Annotated in this window: 13 protein-coding genes; 6 read left to right on the plus strand and 7 right to left on the minus strand. The window is 68.3% G+C overall.

Annotated elements, in window-relative coordinates:
* Positions 1-136: 136 nt before the first annotated feature.
* The 4 genes from AC1DBL_RS07450 (at position 137) to AC1DBL_RS07465 (ending at position 5,061) form a co-directional block, all read left to right on the plus strand.
* Positions 137-1,531: an OFA family MFS transporter gene (locus tag AC1DBL_RS07450; protein WP_476925797.1), complete on the plus strand. Its 1,395-nt coding sequence runs from the start codon at positions 137-139 to the stop codon at positions 1,529-1,531.
* Between the two features lies 1 nt (position 1,532).
* Positions 1,533-1,676, plus strand: coding sequence for an MFS transporter small subunit (locus AC1DBL_RS07455; RefSeq protein WP_441418336.1), 144 nt, complete (start codon positions 1,533-1,535; stop codon positions 1,674-1,676).
* A 3-nt stretch (positions 1,677-1,679) separates the two neighbouring features.
* A complete protein-coding gene (locus AC1DBL_RS07460) occupies positions 1,680-3,512 on the plus strand; it encodes a gamma-glutamyltransferase family protein (RefSeq protein ID WP_476925798.1) in 1,833 nt (610 codons plus the stop codon).
* Positions 3,513-3,582: 70 nt separating this feature from the next.
* Positions 3,583-5,061: a glycosyltransferase family 39 protein gene (locus AC1DBL_RS07465; RefSeq protein WP_476925799.1), complete on the plus strand. Its 1,479-nt coding sequence runs from the start codon at positions 3,583-3,585 to the stop codon at positions 5,059-5,061.
* 290 nt (positions 5,062-5,351) lie between these two features.
* On the opposite strand, the gene AC1DBL_RS07470 is transcribed toward AC1DBL_RS07465, so the two are convergent.
* From AC1DBL_RS07470 to AC1DBL_RS07495, 6 genes are all read right to left on the minus strand, one after another.
* Positions 5,352-6,806: an HNH endonuclease signature motif containing protein gene (locus AC1DBL_RS07470; RefSeq protein WP_441418339.1), complete on the minus strand. Its 1,455-nt coding sequence runs from the start codon at positions 6,804-6,806 to the stop codon at positions 5,352-5,354.
* An 89-nt stretch (positions 6,807-6,895) separates the two neighbouring features.
* Positions 6,896-7,621 (minus strand): YqjF family protein, encoded by a 726-nt coding sequence (locus tag AC1DBL_RS07475; RefSeq protein WP_441418340.1) that lies wholly within the window; start codon positions 7,619-7,621, stop codon positions 6,896-6,898.
* Between the two features lie 14 nt (positions 7,622-7,635).
* On the minus strand, positions 7,636-8,415 hold the full coding sequence (locus AC1DBL_RS07480) for an isocitrate lyase/PEP mutase family protein (protein WP_441418341.1): 780 nt from the start codon (positions 8,413-8,415) through the stop codon (positions 7,636-7,638).
* A 62-nt stretch (positions 8,416-8,477) separates the two neighbouring features.
* Positions 8,478-8,867 carry a DUF1622 domain-containing protein gene (locus AC1DBL_RS07485; protein ID WP_441418342.1) on the minus strand — a complete coding sequence of 130 codons (390 nt, stop codon included), beginning with the start codon at positions 8,865-8,867 and terminating at the stop codon, positions 8,478-8,480.
* Between the two features lie 56 nt (positions 8,868-8,923).
* Positions 8,924-9,814, minus strand: a complete 891-nt coding sequence (locus AC1DBL_RS07490; RefSeq protein WP_441418343.1) for an SDR family oxidoreductase — start codon at positions 9,812-9,814, stop codon at positions 8,924-8,926.
* Between the two features lie 160 nt (positions 9,815-9,974).
* On the minus strand, positions 9,975-10,877 hold the full coding sequence (locus AC1DBL_RS07495) for an MSMEG_6728 family protein (protein WP_441418344.1): 903 nt from the start codon (positions 10,875-10,877) through the stop codon (positions 9,975-9,977).
* A 145-nt stretch (positions 10,878-11,022) separates the two neighbouring features.
* On the opposite strand from AC1DBL_RS07495, the gene AC1DBL_RS07500 reads away from it, so the two are divergent.
* A complete protein-coding gene (locus AC1DBL_RS07500) occupies positions 11,023-11,595 on the plus strand; it encodes a hypothetical protein (protein WP_441418345.1) in 573 nt (190 codons plus the stop codon).
* Between the two features lie 14 nt (positions 11,596-11,609).
* Here AC1DBL_RS07500 and uvrA read toward each other — a convergent pair whose 3' ends face one another.
* Positions 11,610-14,156, minus strand: a complete 2,547-nt coding sequence (uvrA, locus tag AC1DBL_RS07505) for an excinuclease ABC subunit UvrA (RefSeq protein WP_476925800.1) — start codon at positions 14,154-14,156, stop codon at positions 11,610-11,612.
* Between the two features lie 48 nt (positions 14,157-14,204).
* On the opposite strand from uvrA, the gene AC1DBL_RS07510 reads away from it, so the two are divergent.
* A complete protein-coding gene (locus tag AC1DBL_RS07510; RefSeq protein WP_476917381.1) occupies positions 14,205-15,269 on the plus strand; it encodes an adenosine deaminase in 1,065 nt (354 codons plus the stop codon).
* The last annotated feature ends 68 nt before the right edge of the window (positions 15,270-15,337 follow it).

Here is a 15,337-nt window from a genome sequence, read left to right on the forward strand (position 1 = left end):
CCCTACCGCTCGGCGCACAACTGATACGTTTGCTGATGAATTGCACCATGATTGCCGGAGGCAACTGCCCGCATTTGGGCCTTTCGCCTCTAGAGCGCCGAGACATCGGCGTCTTTCGACATGCTAGGGAGCAACTATGGGCTGGCTGGACCGCGAACGAACTATTGCCCCACCGGGGTTCAACCGGTGGCTTGTGCCGCCCGCGGCGCTCGCCGTCCACCTGTGCATCGGCCAGGCGTACGCGACGAGCGTTTACAAGACGGCGTTGGTCAAGCACTTCGGCGCCAGCCTGACCGAAATCGGTGTGATCTTCTCCATCGCGATCGTGATGCTCGGCCTGTCCGCCGCGATCATGGGCACCTGGGTGGATAAGAACGGCCCGCGCAAGGCGATGTTCACGTCCGCCATGTTCTGGGCCAGCGGCTTCGTGATCGGCTCGCTCGGCATCTTCACGCACCAGCTCTGGCTCGTTTACCTCGGCTACGGCGTGGTCGGCGGCATCGGCCTGGGTATCGGCTACATTTCGCCGGTGTCCACCCTGATCAAGTGGTTCCCGGACCGCCCGGGACTCGCCACCGGCATGGCCATCATGGGCTTCGGCGGCGGCGCGCTGATCGCGAGCCCCGTCTCCACCGCGCTGCTGAAGATGTACGACCCCAACTCCGGCGCCAAGGGCTGGATTGCCAGCGGTGACTCGGTCGGCAAGCTCTTCCTGACCCTCGCCGTCGTCTACCTCGCCTACATGCTCTTCGGCGCTTTCACCATCAAGGTGCCAGCCGACGGCTGGAAGCCCGTCGGCTTCGACCCGGCCAAGGTCAAGGCGTCAAAGCTGGTCACGACGGACAACGTCTCGGCGAAGAACGCGGTCAAGACCCGGCAGTTCTGGCTCGTCTGGATCGCACTGTTCTGCAACGTCACCGCCGGGATCGGCATCCTGGAGCAGGCTGCCCCGATGATCCAGGACTTCTTCCGGAAGTCCGACGGCGTCTCCCTGGTCAGTGCCGGCGTCGCCGCCGGCTTCGTGGGATTGCTCTCCATCGGCAACATGGCCGGGCGCTTTGCCTGGTCCGCGACCTCGGATGTGACCGGCCGGAAGCGCATCTACATGGTGTACCTCGGCGTCGGCGCGCTGCTCTACACGGTGCTGGCCCTCGCCGGTTCCTCGACCACGGTCCTCTACGTGGCGCTCGCCTTTGTCATCATCTCCTTCTACGGCGGAGGCTTCTCGACGGCTCCGGCCTATCTGCGGGATCTCTTCGGCACCTTCCAGGTCGGCGCCATCCACGGCCGGCTGCTGACCGCGTGGTCGGCTGCCGGCGTCGCCGGACCGCTGATCGTCAACGCTTTCCTGGACGCCCAGGGCAAGCCCGGCCAGCTGAATGCCGCGTCCTACCAGCCCGCGCTGCTGACCATGGTGGCGCTGCTGGTGATCGGCTTTGTGGCCAACCTGCTGGTCAAGCCGGTCGACGCACGATTCCACGAACCCCGCCCGGACCGCGACCGGTCTGCAGAACCCGCCATGGAGGCCTGAGATGAGCACAGCACATACCCCCGGTACACAGACGGCGGTCACAGCGTCCACCGGCAAAATCGCGGTGGCATGGGCCCTCGTCGGCGTGCCACTGGCCTACGGGGTCTACGAGACCCTGACCCGCGTGGCGGCGCTGTTCGGCTGATCCATGACCTTCACCGCGGCTGAGCAGTTCACCACCCGCCCCACCTTGCAGGGCACCTTCGGGATGAGTGCATCCACCCATTGGATCGCGACGGCGGCAGCGCAGGCGGTGCTCGAACGCGGCGGTAACGCGTTCGACGCCGCCGCGGCCGGCGCCTTCGTGCTGCACGTTGTCGAGCCGCACCTCAACGGCCCGGGCGGGGACATGACGGGTGTCTTCGTGACGGCGGCCGAACCCGGCAGGCCAGTGGTGTTGATGGGGCAGGGGCCGGCGCCGGCTGCGGCCACGGTCGAGCACTACCGCGCCGAAGGGCTGGACCTGGTGCCGGGCTCCGGGGCGCTGGCCGCCGCGGTGCCCGCCGCCGTCGACGCCTGGCTCCTGCTGTTGCGCGACCACGGTACCTGGGAGCTGGACGCGATCCTGGCGTTCGCGATCGGCTATGCGCGGGACGGGCACCCGGTGCTCGGCCGCGTCGGCACCACGATTGCCGCGGTGGCGGAGCTGTTCCAGGAGCATTGGCCCAGCTCGGCCGAGTTGTGGATGCCCGGCGGCCGGATTCCGGCCGAGGACGACGTCATCCGCAACCCTGCCTACGCCCGGACGCTGGAGCGGCTCATCGAAGCAGGCTCGGCGTTGGGGTCCGACGGGTCCCGGGAGGCGCGGATCGATGCTGCCCGCCGGGAATGGCGCGAGGGCTTCGTAGCCCGGGCGATGGTCGAATCCGTGCAGGCCCCGCACCGGCACTCCTCCGGGACCGACCACCGGGGCGTCCTGGCGGTGTCCGACCTGGCCGGCTTCGAAGCAGGCTATGAGTCGGCGGCCACCATCGATTTCCGGGGCCACACGATCGCGAAGACCGGGCCGTGGGGTCAGGGTCCGGCGCTGCTGCAGACCTTGGCCATCCTCGCCGGGTTCGAGGACCAGTATCTCGATCCGTCGACCGAGCTCGGGGCGCACACAATCCTGGAGGCCCAGAAGCTGGCGCTGGCCGACCGCGAGGCGTACTACGGCGACACGGACGTACCGCTGGAGTACCTGCTGTCCGAGGAGTACAGCGCGGGCCGCCGCGATTTGATCACGGAGCGGGCGTCACACGAATTCCGGCCCGGGAAGGTCCCGGGGCGCGAGCCTTATCTGCCGCAGCTGCGCACCGAATACACGCCGCCAGCCTTGGTCCGGAACGGTGTGGGGTCCGGACCGGCGGGACTGGGCGTCGGCGAGCCAACCGTAGCGCCGAGCGGGGAAACCCGCGGCGACACCTGCCACATCGACGTCGTGGACCGCTGGGGAAACATGGTCTCGGCCACCCCGTCCGGCGGCTGGCTGCAGTCCTCGCCCGCGATTCCAGAGCTGGGTTTCTGCCTCGGCACCCGCCTGCAGATGACCTGGTTGGAGCCGGGCACACCGTCCACCCTCACTCCGGGCCAGCGGCCCCGCACCACCCTGACCCCGACCCTGGTCCTCCGGGAGGGGCAAGCCGTGACCGCGCTGGGTTCGCCGGGCGGTGACCAGCAGGACCAGTGGCAGCTGCCGTACTTGCTGCGAACGATCGTGGGCGGCTACTCGCCGCAGCAAGCCATCGACGCACCGACGTTCCATACGACGTCGATGCCCGGCTCGTTCTGGCCGCGCACCTGGGAGCCCGGCGGCGCAGTGGTCGAGGACCGGCTGGGCGAGGACGTCATCGCGGGGCTCGAACGCCGCGGGCACGTTGTGACCGTGGCCGGCGGCTGGACCCTCGGCCGGCTGTCCGCCGTCGTACGGGACCCCGCAACGGGGGTGCTGCAGGCCGCGGCCAACCCCCGCGGCGCCCAAGGGTACGCGGCGGGGCGGTAGCGCGTAGGGAGGCTTGGACGCCCCAGGCGGGGCAGCCAATGCACCTGCGCATCCATGCTTAGATTGTCCGGTGAGTAGAACCAGCCGCGTCCCCTTAATCGTGGGGTTGCTTACCTTTTTCTATTCAATGGTCGGAGTGTCCGTCCCGAGCTTTTGGACTGACGAGGCAGCCACCGTCAGCGCGGTCAACCGGGACTTTCCCGAGCTCTGGACCATGCTGGGGAAAGTGGATGCGGTTCACGGCGCCTACTACGGCCTGATGTATGGCTGGACTCGAATTTTCGGACTGTCCGAATTGTCGCTGCGCACGCCCAGCCTGATCGCGGTGGCAGTGGCCGCTGGACTGCTGACGGCACTCTGCCGCAGGCTCGGGGGTACCGCCTACGGAGTGAGCGCCGCGGTCATCTTCGTCATCCTCCCGCGGGTCCAATACGTGGCCACGGACGCTCGCTCGTATGCCATGACCGTTTTGGGTGCTGTGCTGGCAACCTACCTGCTGGTGCTCATCCGCGAATCCCCGACCAAACTGCGGTGGCTCTGGTACGGACTTACCGGCCTGCTCACCGTTAGTTTGTCGTTTTACGCCGTGCTTTTGGTCGCGGCGCATGGGATTACCCTGCTGGTCGACGGGCGCCTGCGCAGACAGTGGCGTGGCATGGCGGTGGCCTCGCTAGGGTGGCTTGTCCCGGCAGCCCTGATCGCCGCCGTCGCCTCGCGCCAACAGTTTCAGATAGCTTGGGTGCAGCCCATCGGGGCGTCCACACCTTACGAGGTCGCCTTTATCCAGTTCTTCAGCGACGCCTATTCCGTTTCGGAGGACTTCGTCACCAGCCCCAAACCGACGCCGGGCGAGGACTTTACGATGTACGGCCTGGCGGCGGTCGTCTGGGTTGCGGCACTGATCGGCACAATCCTGGCCCGAAAGCATTTCGCAGTGAAGCTGGCCTTGCCATGGCTTGTGCTGCCGCTGGCACTGGTGATTCTAGGATCAGCGATCGCCGGGCGCGGCTATTACCTGCCGCGGTATGTCTCGTTCGAACTGGCCGCCCTGCCAATGCTGGCTGCCGCTCCGCTGCTGGCCAGGCCGCTTGGACATCCTGTCCATCGACGCTGGCTGGTTGCGGTGTTGGCCGCCGCGCTGGTGATCTCGGTGCCGTCGTATGTCGGCCAGCGGACGGAATATGGGCGCATTGAAAGTGATGACTTCCGTTTCATTGCTGAAACTATCCAGAGGAACGCCGCCCCGAATGACGCGTTCGTAATAAGCAACGACCGGGACATGGCGTTCCAGGGCTACCGGGCCGACTTTGAGCGCCTTAACGATCCCACAATGGCTCTTCCGGCCGCCCAATGGGGGCGCATTTTTGACCGGCGCTATGACGTCAAGACGGCCAGGAATCGAATTCTTAAATACGACACAGTTTGGGTTGTGGAAGTGTCCAGCAAGACCGGCGCGCGCAAGGCAATGGAAGCTATTGGCTACGCGCCGAAGCGGCAGTTTGCGGGGCTGACGACGTCCGTCACCGAGTTCAAGCGCACTCGTCCCTAGGTCAATTTAGGCACACGGCGACTGCGACGGCGAGCCGCCAGAAACGTTCCTGCGGTCGCGGCAACCGGTACGGCGAGGAATACCGCGGCCCCCGATGCGCCACTGGCCGCACCTCCAACCGCAAGATAGCCGGTGAGCCCAATCCACCAAAAAAGGGCCGCCGCAAACCCCGCTATGGCGAGCAAATCGCGGACGACAAGAGTACGCTCCTTCGGAAACTAACGGACATTCTGAGCCCAGAGCCTGGTCAGTTCGAATGATCGAGTCGCCTGTATGTCGATACCCCGCGGTCACGATCTGAAGTAGTGGTTTCTTCGGGGTGTTTGGTGGGGGTCGAGGTGGGGCGGTGGGATAAACCAGGGGATGCCGTGGCGGGGTTGGATGGTCCATTGTTCTTTGTGGATCAGGTGGTGATGGTGGGAGCAGAGGAGTGTTCCGTTGTCTGCGGAGGTGGTGCCGCCTTGTGACCAGTAGGTGATGTGGTGGGCTTCGCACCAGGGGGCGGGGATGGTGCAGGAGGGGAAGGCGCAGCCTTGGTCGCGGGCGGTGATGGCTTTGCGGAGGTGGGGCGGGAAGAGCCGGGTGGTACGGCCGATGTCCAGGAGGCGGCCTTGGGAGCCGAGGAGGACGGGGATGATGTCGGCGTCGCAGGCGATGGTGCGGATGGTCGCGGCGGTGACGGGTCCGGTGAACGCCAGTGTCCCGGTGCCGGTGTCGGTCTCTGCGCGCTGGTGGAGGCGGTCGAGGAGGTCGCGGTAGTCGATGGTGGCCATGATCTGGGGCCGGAGTCCGCCCGCGGCGGGCAGCCCGCCGGAGCTTAGGGCGACTTTGCAGGCGCCGACGAGTCCGTCGAGGAGTTTCTGCGGCCGGGACCGCCGGTCCATGCTGCCCGGTCCTGTCCCGTCGGGTTCTTCGCCGTTGAGTGCTGCGGTGCCGGTTGCGGTGTTGCCGTCGATTGCCGCGCCCGGGGTGGTGCGGGGGTTGGTGGCGGTGTTCATCACGGTCAGCAGGTGTTCGTATTGTGCGGTGGTCGCGAAGATCTCCAGGTGTTGGAGGCCGTGGCGGGGTTTGCGGAGGAACGCGCCCTGTAACTGGCGGAGGACGTCTTCGGCGGGTTCGGCGCCGTCCTGGTCGATTGCGTCCATCCAGCGCCGGGCGATCCGGGCCAGGAAATCCGGGTCATGTTCCGCGGCGGTGCGGGTCAGGGCGTGTTCCATCCGGGCACTCGTGTCCGGGTCGCAGAGCGGCCGGGCGCGTTCTAGGGCCTGGCTGATGATGGTCGCGGACCGGGACGGGACGGTACCGGCGGCCACGGCGGCGGCGAGTTCCTCGTGCAGGGCCGCCAGAGGCTGGCCGGTGATCCCGGCGCGGGGCAGCAGGGCGCCGGCGAGGGTGAGGCGGCGGTGGGCCTCGACGGCGGTGATCTGCAGCCGGTCCCGGAGGAAGTCCCCGGTCCTGCGGTACCCGTCACCGGCGGCCGGGAGCGCATCGGGGCTCTCTTTGCGGGTGCGGTCCACGGCCCCCGCGGCAACGACCTGCAAATACTCCAACGCCCGGGAAACTTCCTCGACCCGGCCAGCGAACTCCGCCGCCTCAGCGAATCCCAGCAGCGCCGCGTCCCCGGCCGCCGTCGCGCACAACCGTCGGAGCAGCACCAGGACCTCGTCAACAACAGGACCAGCGCTGCGCCCCTCACCGCCCGGCCAACTGGCCGGACGAACGATGAGGGCTGCACCGATTCCCATAACCCCATTCAACTGCCGACCACCGACATTATTAGCCCGCCGCGGAACGCGCACCGAACTGGTAGGCCGCAACTCGACTCGGGCCCGCCCTAATCCAAAACCCGCGGCCGTCCGAACTGCGTCCGAACGCCCGGCGAGAACAACACCGAGTCGGGCGGCCCCGACACAGCGATGCCGGCCGCTGCGACGAGTTGGTCCTCCAACACCGTCACCCGAGCCGGGTACAGCGGCCACGGCGTGTGCGTATTCGGAACGTAGAACGTCTTGCCGCGGAAGCGGGTATGTAAACCAAACCGGGCCGTGAGGTGGACGGACAGCGGATCGGTTGCTCCGGCGTCGGACTCCGGGACTACCGCGAAATCGCTGCGTGCCCCGCCCCGAAACCTGCGCACCGAATACCCGGTCGACGGGTCCGCCAGGTTCGTTGCCCTGAACCGGTCCCGGGACCACACATAGGGAATTCCCGCCACTCGGGCAGCCAGCACCACCGCCAGGCGGGACGCGTCCAGGCTCAGGAAAACCACGCCCCGCGTGCCGTCCGCTTCCCGGGAGTAGAGCCGCACGTTGATCTCGTTGAAGCTGCCGAAGTACGGAATGCCGGGCCCGTGGCCCAAGCCGGCGCCCTGCATGCGGAAACCGATGAGTCCCACCCAAGCCGATCCGTCGAACAGGTCCGGAACAACGCCGGGCGGCATGAATTTCGCGGCAACCGCCTCGGGGATGCGCCAGTGCAGGAACACGGCGTCCGTCCACCGCTGGTCCATGATGACCGGTCGCGGCAGCTCCGGCGCCGCAGGCCAGGGATCGTTTGCCATCGGTTCGCGGCCCGTTAGTTCAGGGCCCGGGTACCGCCCGGAAGTTCTCCGCCGGACAGCAGTTCCGCCGCGGTATCCGCCAGGGCGGTCAGCGCCACGCGCTGGGTCCACGGACCGTATGAGATGCGGGCGACGCCGAGTTCCTGAAGCTTGGCCGGGGCCAGTGAGCCGGGGACGTTGATGACTGACACCTTGTTCCACCCGATGCCGTCCACCAGCGCCTTGACGGTGGCTTCGTCCAGCAGCCCGGGTACAAACACGGTCGTGGCGCCGGCGTCCAGGAAGGCCCGGCCGCGCTCAACCGCGTCCGCGAGCACTGCGCCGGGGTCCCGGTCCTTGCCCTTCAGAAACGCGTCCGTGCGGGCGTTGAGGACAAAGTCGATGCCCTCGGCCTCGGCCGCCCGCACCACGGAACTCATCTGGGTCACCGCGTCCGCGAGCGGCCGCATCTGGTCCTCGATGTTGGCACCAACAATGCCGACGCCGATCGCCTTGCGGGCGGCCTCGCCCGGGTTGCCGTAGCCCGACTCAAGGTCGGCGCTGACCGGCAGGGAGGTCGCCGCGGCAATGCGGCCGACGGCGGCGATCATCTCGTCCAGTGGGATCTTCTCGCCGTCTTCATAACCCAGCGAAGCAGCAATGGAGTGGCTGGCCGTTGCCAGGGCAGTGGTGCCGGGGACGTCGGCGACGACCTTCGCGGTGATCACATCCCAGACGTTGATGACCTGCAGGATCCCGGGCGCGCGGTGGAGACTCAGCAATTCGGTGGCTTTGGCGGCAAATGAATTCGTCATTTCGCGAGCCTAGCCGGAGCCAGCGAGCGCCGAGAAGGGCTTTCCGCTCTCGGGAGAACCGGTCAGCCGCCCGTCGACGGCGCCTGGGCGACCGCCGGCTGCTTCTGCCAGGGCCAGCGTCCGGTGATTTCAAGTTCGAGGGAGAAGCTCAGGAACGTCCGGATCAGCACGATGATGGCCAACACGCCCACGCTCTCGAAGGTGGGGGTGACGGCGACGGTCCGGATGATGTCGGCCGCCACCAGCAGCTCGAGGCCGAGCAGGATGGAACGGCCCAGCAGTTGCCGGTAGGAACGGTAGACCGAGAGCGGTTCGGAGCCGGACGGCAGCTGCCGTGGCTGGAACCCCCGCAAAGCCATCGGGATCGACACCAGCGCGCCGATGACCATGATGGCCACGCCGGCGAAATCCATGAACCGGCCGACCGTCTCGATGATGTGCTGAAAATCCATGCTGCCCCTCGGAAAAGTCGGGAGTGAACTCTAGTGCCCTGCGAGCAAACGCCGCGTCAGGGGTGCCGCTCGCCGACGCCGGCCAGGATGGCACGATAGCCCTCGCGGAAGCTCGGATACTCGAACTCGAAGCCCGTACCGCGCAGCAGCGCGTTGCTGACGCGCTTGTTCCCGCCACGCGACGGCTCGCCGCCGCCTGCTCCGGCAGCCCCCGACGCCGGTTCGGTAGGCCCTGGCTCCGGGAGCCCCAGCTCGCGGGCCAGGAACCGCAGCACCTCGCCAAGTTCGGCCGGCTCGTTGTCCACGCCCAGGTACACGGGCGCCGGCTCGGCGGCCATGGTGCACAGGTGCACGATGGCGGCAGCGGCGTCGTCGCGGTGGATCCGGTTGGTGAAGCGGGACTCGGCCGGGACCGTGGCGTTTCCGCTGCGCACCTGGTCGATCAGTCGGGTCCGGCCGGGTCCGTAGATCCCGCCGAGCCGCAGGACCACCGGCGTAACCCCGGTGCCGCGCAGGCGGGTATAGAGCAGGTCCTCGGCTTCGCGGATGATGCGGCCGGAGAACCCGCCGGGGGTCGGCGTCGTCGTTTCGTCCACCCAGCCGCCGTCGGCGTCGCCGTACACCGCGGTGGAGGACACGAACAGCACCCGGCGGACCGGCTCACCGGAAGCGGCCACGGCGTCGAGCACACGGGCCAGGCCGTCCACATAGGCCGCCCGGTAGGCTTCCTCGGTGGGGGAATCCGCCGCAATCGCGACGACGACGGCGGTGGTGTCCGCCGGGACCGGCGGCAGTTCGCCGGAAGTCAGGTCAACCGCGGCGCCCTCTATCGCCGTCGGCAGCTTCCCCGGGGAGCGCCGCCAGCCCACCACGCGGTGGCCGGCCGCGGCAAAGCGCAGGCCGGCTTCGGTACCCAGATCGCCGCAACCGGCCAGCAGTACAGTCATACGGGCCAGTCTGCCAGTAAATGCGGGCAGCGCGGTGAGCGACGGAGCCGCCCCTCGCGGGTTTCGTTCGGGCTCGACGTTCGGAAGCGCCGACGGCGGACCGAACCCGCGAGCAGGAGAGTCGCCCGGAGCCGCTAACCGCGCGCCCCGAACTACCGCGCTACCGTGCCGGGATCGGGAAGAACGCCCGGGGATCCTGCAGCAGCGCCGGGTAGTCGAAGTCCCGGCGGGCCAGGACCTCGTTGACCTGGAAGTTGCGTGCAAACACGCCGTCCACCGTGATCGGACGCCCCTGGACCTCGCCGACGGCGAAGGAGCGGCCGCCCTCGAGCGGGATCGCCACGACGGATTTCCCTGGCAGCGTGGTGAACGCCTCTTCCTGGGCCTGGCGCTTGCGGGTGGGCTTCTTCACCAGTGGCTTGGCGGGGCGCTTGCGGGCGTTCTTGTCCGGCCGGCGCGACCCGTTGTCCGCGTAGACGAACTCGTACTCGTCGTCCCCGGCGTTTGCTGCCTTGCCGCGAACCGGCGGCAGGCTGATCGTGTCCAGCTGCTTTGGATCGGTATCGCCCAGCGGCAGGCGGAGGACCCACATGCGGTCTCCTGCGGGATCTTCCGGCAGCAACTCGTGCTTGGGTTCAGGCCACACGTACTCCAGATCCGGATCCGTGCCGGGGAACACCGCAGTGTAAAACCGCTGGTCCTTGGCGAGCAGCCGGGAGCGGTGGCTGGCGTGGAAGTCCGGGTTCCCCAGCCAGTACGGCATCGGGATCTTGGCGGCGTAGTCCGGGTGCGCGGCTTGCGGAGCGAACTCCATGATCTTCTCCCGGGTGGTGTCTTCGCCGCCGCGGGCGGTCCATTCGTCCACCATGGCCAGGCCGTACATCGTCAAAGCGGGGACGTGGCCCATCCACATCCGGACGGCCGGGTGGGACTGCCAGCCGTACTCGGGAATCACCAGCGCGCGCAGCATCTGCAGCGCCTCAACGCGCTGCTTGCCGAGCCGCGCGGGGTCAAGGGCCGCGGCGCTCTGCTGGAAATCGGGGAAGGGGAGGAAAGTCTGCATCTCTCCAGTTTGAGGCCACGGGCCCGCAACGCCAATTGCTGGGCGCCGCGGGTGAGCGTGTTCACATCGCGGATACCTACAGACAGCTCCCAGCCTCGGGATTTATCATTTAGCCCAACCACCCCAGCCGCACGGAAGACCCGCCATGACCCTTGAAGCAGCGGCGCCCTTTGCGCCCAAGTACGGACAAATGCTCGGCCCGGAAGCCAACGGAATCCTGGTCCTCGAAGAATTCACCCTGGACCCTGCCGCGGCCCGCAAGGAGCAGAGCGGTTTCCGCGCGGCCCTGGCCTCGGTGGCCCTGACCATGCGCCGCCTGCTCGCGTTCCGCCTTTTCATCGCCCTCGTCGCAATCGCCAACCTGCCGCTCTTCCTGCTCTCCAGCGGCTGGGAAATCTACGCCATCTCGCTGACCCTCGTGGTGGCCGTGCACGCGGCCGTGTCATGGCTGAACCGGCACGAGCCGCGGCTGCGGCAGCGCCGGCTGCTCGAACTCCACCTGCACCGGGAGCGCAGCGACAACTACCGCAAGGTCCGCGACGCGGTGAAGTACGTGATCGACACCCCGGCCCGGATGAACGAACAGCTCTACCTGGAACTGCTCGCCGCCAAGCGCGTCGCGCTGCACCTTGCGCAGGGCACCGTGGCCCTGCTGGACACCAGCGACGACGCCGCGTGGAAGGTCCGCATCATCCGCGAACTCCCCAAGACTGCCTGACGCCCGTCCCGGCTCTAGCCCTTCAGGACCGCCCCGAGGTACGGGGCGGTCCTGCTTGTTTTGGAGCGCGCGACGACGGCGGGTTCCCCGGCGGCGATGATCTTGCCGCCGGCGTCGCCGCCGGCCGGTCCCAGATCGATCACCCAGTCCGCGGCGGCCACGACGTCCATCTCGTGCTCCACCACCACGACGGTGTTGCCGGCGTCCACCAGCCGGTGCAGCTGGGCCATCAGGAGTTCGACGTCGGCCGGGTGCAGTCCCGTGGTGGGCTCATCCAGCAGATAGAGCGAGTGACCGCGCTGGGCACGCTGCAGCTCGGTGGCGAGCTTGATGCGCTGGGCCTCGCCGCCGGAAAGCTCGGTGGCGGGCTGGCCTAGCCGGAGGTAGCCCAGCCCGACTTCGCGCAGGGTCTGCAGGGCGCGCGCGGCGGCGGGGACCTCGGTGAGGAAATCGGCCGCCGCGTTGACCGTCATGCCCAGCACTTCCGCCACGTTCTTGCCGCGGTAGGTTACTTCCAGGGTCTCCGGGTTGTAGCGCGAGCCATGGCATTCCGGGCAGGGGCCGTAGCTGCCGGGCAGGAAGAGCAGCTCGACGGCCACAAAGCCCTCGCCCTGGCAGGTTTCACAGCGTCCGCCGGCCACATTGAAGGAGAAACGTCCGGCGCCGAAACCACGGGCTTTGGCCTCGTCCGTGGCCGCGAACTCCTTGCGGACGGCGTCGAATAGCCCGGTGTAGGTGGCCAGGTTGGAGCGCGGGGTCCGTCCGATCGGCTTCTGGTCCACCTTCACCAGCCGGTCGATCTGCTCCAGCCCGGACACGGGACCCACGCTCAGCGGGGCGCTGGGCTCCCCGGCGTCGTCGGCTGCTTCCTCTGTGGTGACGGCCTCCGAGTCCGGGTGCAGCCAGGAATTGGCCACCTCGGCGAGGACCTGGCTGACCAGGGTCGACTTGCCGGAGCCGGAGACGCCGGTGACGGCGGTCAGGACACCGAGCGGGAAGCTGGCATCGAGCTCCTGCAGGTTGTGGCGGCTGATGTCGCGCAACTCCAGCCAGCCGGCCGCCTCCCGGCGGGCCCGCGGGCCGCCGTCGTCCGCCTTGCCGGCAGCATCCGGGAACAGGTAGGGCCGGGTGACGGAGGCTTCCACTTCGGCGAGGCCGGCCACCGGGCCGCTGTAGAGCACCTCGCCGCCGCCTTCGCCGGCGCGCGGGCCCACGTCCACCAGCCAGTCGGCCCGGCGCACCACGTCCATGTTGTGCTCGACGACGAACACCGAGTTGCCGGAGGACTTGAGCTGGTCCAGCACGGCGAGCAGGGGCTCGGCGTCGGCCGGGTGCAGGCCCGCGGAGGGCTCATCGAGCACGTAGATCACGCCGAACAGCCCGGAGCGCAGCTGGGTGGCGATCCGCAGCCGCTGCATCTCGCCGGGGGAGAGGGTGGGGGTGGAACGGCCCAGCGCGAGGTAGCCCAGGCCCAGGTCCAGCAGCACGGTGACGCGCTGGAGCAGGTCGCGGGTGATGGCAACAGCCACCTCGTTGGACTCGCCCGAGGACTGCTTCCGCGACGCCGTGCCCGCGGACGTGAGCTCAGTCGTGGGGCGGATAATCGCGGCCAGCTCGGTCATCGGCACCGCGTTGAGCTCGGCGATGTTCTTGCCTGCGAACGTCACGGCAAGCGCCTCGGGACGCAGCCCGCTGCCGCCGCAGCGCGGGCACGGGCCGGTTTCCATGAAGCGCAGCACCTTCTCGCGCATGGTGCTGCTCTTGGAGTCCGCGAGCGTGTGCAGGACGTAGCTGCGGGCGCTCCAGAAGCGGCCCTTGTACGGCTTGGCCACCCGGTCGCGCTGCGGCGTCACCTCCACCACGGGCTGTTCCTCGGTGAAGAGGATCCAGTCGCGGTCCTTCTTGGGCAGCTTCCGCCAGGGGGTATCGACGTCGTAACCCAGGTGGGTGAGGATGTCGCGCAGGTTCTTGCCCTGCCAGGCGCCGGGCCACGCGGCGATGGCGCCGTCGCGGATGCTCAGCGAGGTGTCCGGGACCAGCGAGGATTCGCTGACCGTGTGCGCGATGCCGAGACCGTGGCATTCGGGGCAGGCGCCGGCCGCGGTATTGGGGGAGAACGCGTCCGAGTCCAGCGATGCGGCGCCGTCGGGGTAGCTGCCGGCGCGGGAGAAGAGCATCCGCAGCGAGTTGGACAGCGTGGTGACCGTGCCCACGGTGGAACGGGAGCTGGGGGTGCCGCGGCGCTGCTGGAGCGCGACGGCGGGCGGCAGCCCGGTGATCAGCTCAACCTTGGGGTTGTGGCCCTGCTGGATCAACCGCCGGGCGTAGGGCGCCACAGATTCGAAGTAGCGGCGCTGGGCCTCGGCGTAGATGGTGCCGAAGGCGAGGGAGGACTTGCCGGAGCCGGAGACGCCGGTGAAGGCGACAATCGCGTCGCGGGGCACGTCCACGTCCACGTTGCGCAGGTTGTTTTCCTGGGCGCCGCGGACCCGGACGAAACCATCCGTGGGGCGGTCCGGCGCCAGGCCGGCAAGATCGGAAGCCTGCTGATTATTCTGCATCTGTTCGACTCTATCCGTCCTTGCTTCCGGCAGGCATATCCTTACCGAATGGAAACTAACAATGGCGGCGTCGACGCGGCCCAGGCTGAGGGCGTCCCCGAGTTCGCGGAGGTCCCGGCAGGAGTCCATGCCGCGCTGCCCGTGGCCGAGCTGCACCTGCATATCGAGGGCACGTTGGAGCCGGAACTGATCTTCGCGCTCTCGGAACGAAACGGGATCGCGCTGCCCTACGCGGACCTGGACGAGCTGCGCGCGCGGTACGAGTTCACGGACCTGCAGTCGTTCCTGGATCTCTACTATGCCAACATGGCCGTGCTGCAGACCGAGCAGGACTTCGCCGATATGACCCGCGCGTACCTGGCGCGCGCCGCCACAGCCGGGGTGCGGCACGCCGAGATCATGCTGGATCCGCAGGCGCACCTGTCCCGCGGCGTGTCGCTGGCGACGTGCGTGAACGGCGTGGCCTCCGTGCTGGCCACCTCCGCGCAGGAGTTCGGCGTCTCCACCCTGCTCATCGCCGCGTTCCTGCGCGACCTCTCCGAGGAGTCGGCGCTGGAGGTGCTGGAGCAACTGCTGGCGATGGACGCGCCGATCGCCGGCATCGGGCTGGACTCGGCGGAGGTGGGCAACCCGCCGTCGAAGTTCGAACGGCTCTTTGCCCGCGCCAAGGAGGCCGGACTGCACCGCATCGCGCACGCCGGCGAGGAGGGCCCGCCGTCGTACATCATCGAGGCGCTGGACGTGCTGGGCGTGGAACGGATCGACCACGGCATCCGCTGCATGGAGGACCCAGAGCTGGTGGAACGCCTGGTCAACGAACTCATGCCGCTGACCGTCTGCCCGCTCTCCAACGTCCGGCTCCGCGCGGTCGACACCCTGGCCGAGCACCCGCTGCCGGGCATGCTCGCGGCCGGGCTCAACGTCAGTGTGAACTCGGACGACCCGGCCTACTTCGGCGGGTACGTGGATGAGAACTTTGCCCAGCTCAAGTCCGTGATCGGGCTCTCCGAGTTCGACTGCGTGCGGCTCGCGGCCAACTCCATCCGGTCCTCCTTCGCGAGCGAGGAACGCAAAACCGAGCTGCTGGCCGAACTGGCAGCCTCGGGACGCTAAAGCCCCTAACACAACGCGGGGTCACTTACGGCCCATGCCACCCCGGGGGATGGGCCGTAAGTGACCCC

Source organism: Arthrobacter sp. 10T44 (assembly GCF_056393885.1).

Coding starts and splice junctions, on each gene's coding strand:
- AC1DBL_RS07510 (WP_476917381.1), top strand. CDS start 14,205: ATGGAAACTAACAATGGCGGCGTCGACGCGGCCCAGGCTGAGGGCGTC.
- AC1DBL_RS07485 (WP_441418342.1), bottom strand. CDS start 8,867: ATGGATTTTCAGCACATCATCGAGACGGTCGGCCGGTTCATGGATTTC.
- AC1DBL_RS07475 (WP_441418340.1), bottom strand. CDS start 7,621: ATGGCAAACGATCCCTGGCCTGCGGCGCCGGAGCTGCCGCGACCGGTC.
- AC1DBL_RS07495 (WP_441418344.1), bottom strand. CDS start 10,877: ATGCAGACTTTCCTCCCCTTCCCCGATTTCCAGCAGAGCGCCGCGGCC.
- AC1DBL_RS07480 (WP_441418341.1), bottom strand. CDS start 8,415: ATGACGAATTCATTTGCCGCCAAAGCCACCGAATTGCTGAGTCTCCAC.
- uvrA (WP_476925800.1), bottom strand. CDS start 14,156: ATGCAGAATAATCAGCAGGCTTCCGATCTTGCCGGCCTGGCGCCGGAC.
- AC1DBL_RS07460 (WP_476925798.1), top strand. CDS start 1,680: ATGACCTTCACCGCGGCTGAGCAGTTCACCACCCGCCCCACCTTGCAG.
- AC1DBL_RS07470 (WP_441418339.1), bottom strand. CDS start 6,806: ATGGGAATCGGTGCAGCCCTCATCGTTCGTCCGGCCAGTTGGCCGGGC.
- AC1DBL_RS07500 (WP_441418345.1), top strand. CDS start 11,023: ATGACCCTTGAAGCAGCGGCGCCCTTTGCGCCCAAGTACGGACAAATG.
- AC1DBL_RS07450 (WP_476925797.1), top strand. CDS start 137: ATGGGCTGGCTGGACCGCGAACGAACTATTGCCCCACCGGGGTTCAAC.
- AC1DBL_RS07455 (WP_441418336.1), top strand. CDS start 1,533: ATGAGCACAGCACATACCCCCGGTACACAGACGGCGGTCACAGCGTCC.
- AC1DBL_RS07490 (WP_441418343.1), bottom strand. CDS start 9,814: ATGACTGTACTGCTGGCCGGTTGCGGCGATCTGGGTACCGAAGCCGGC.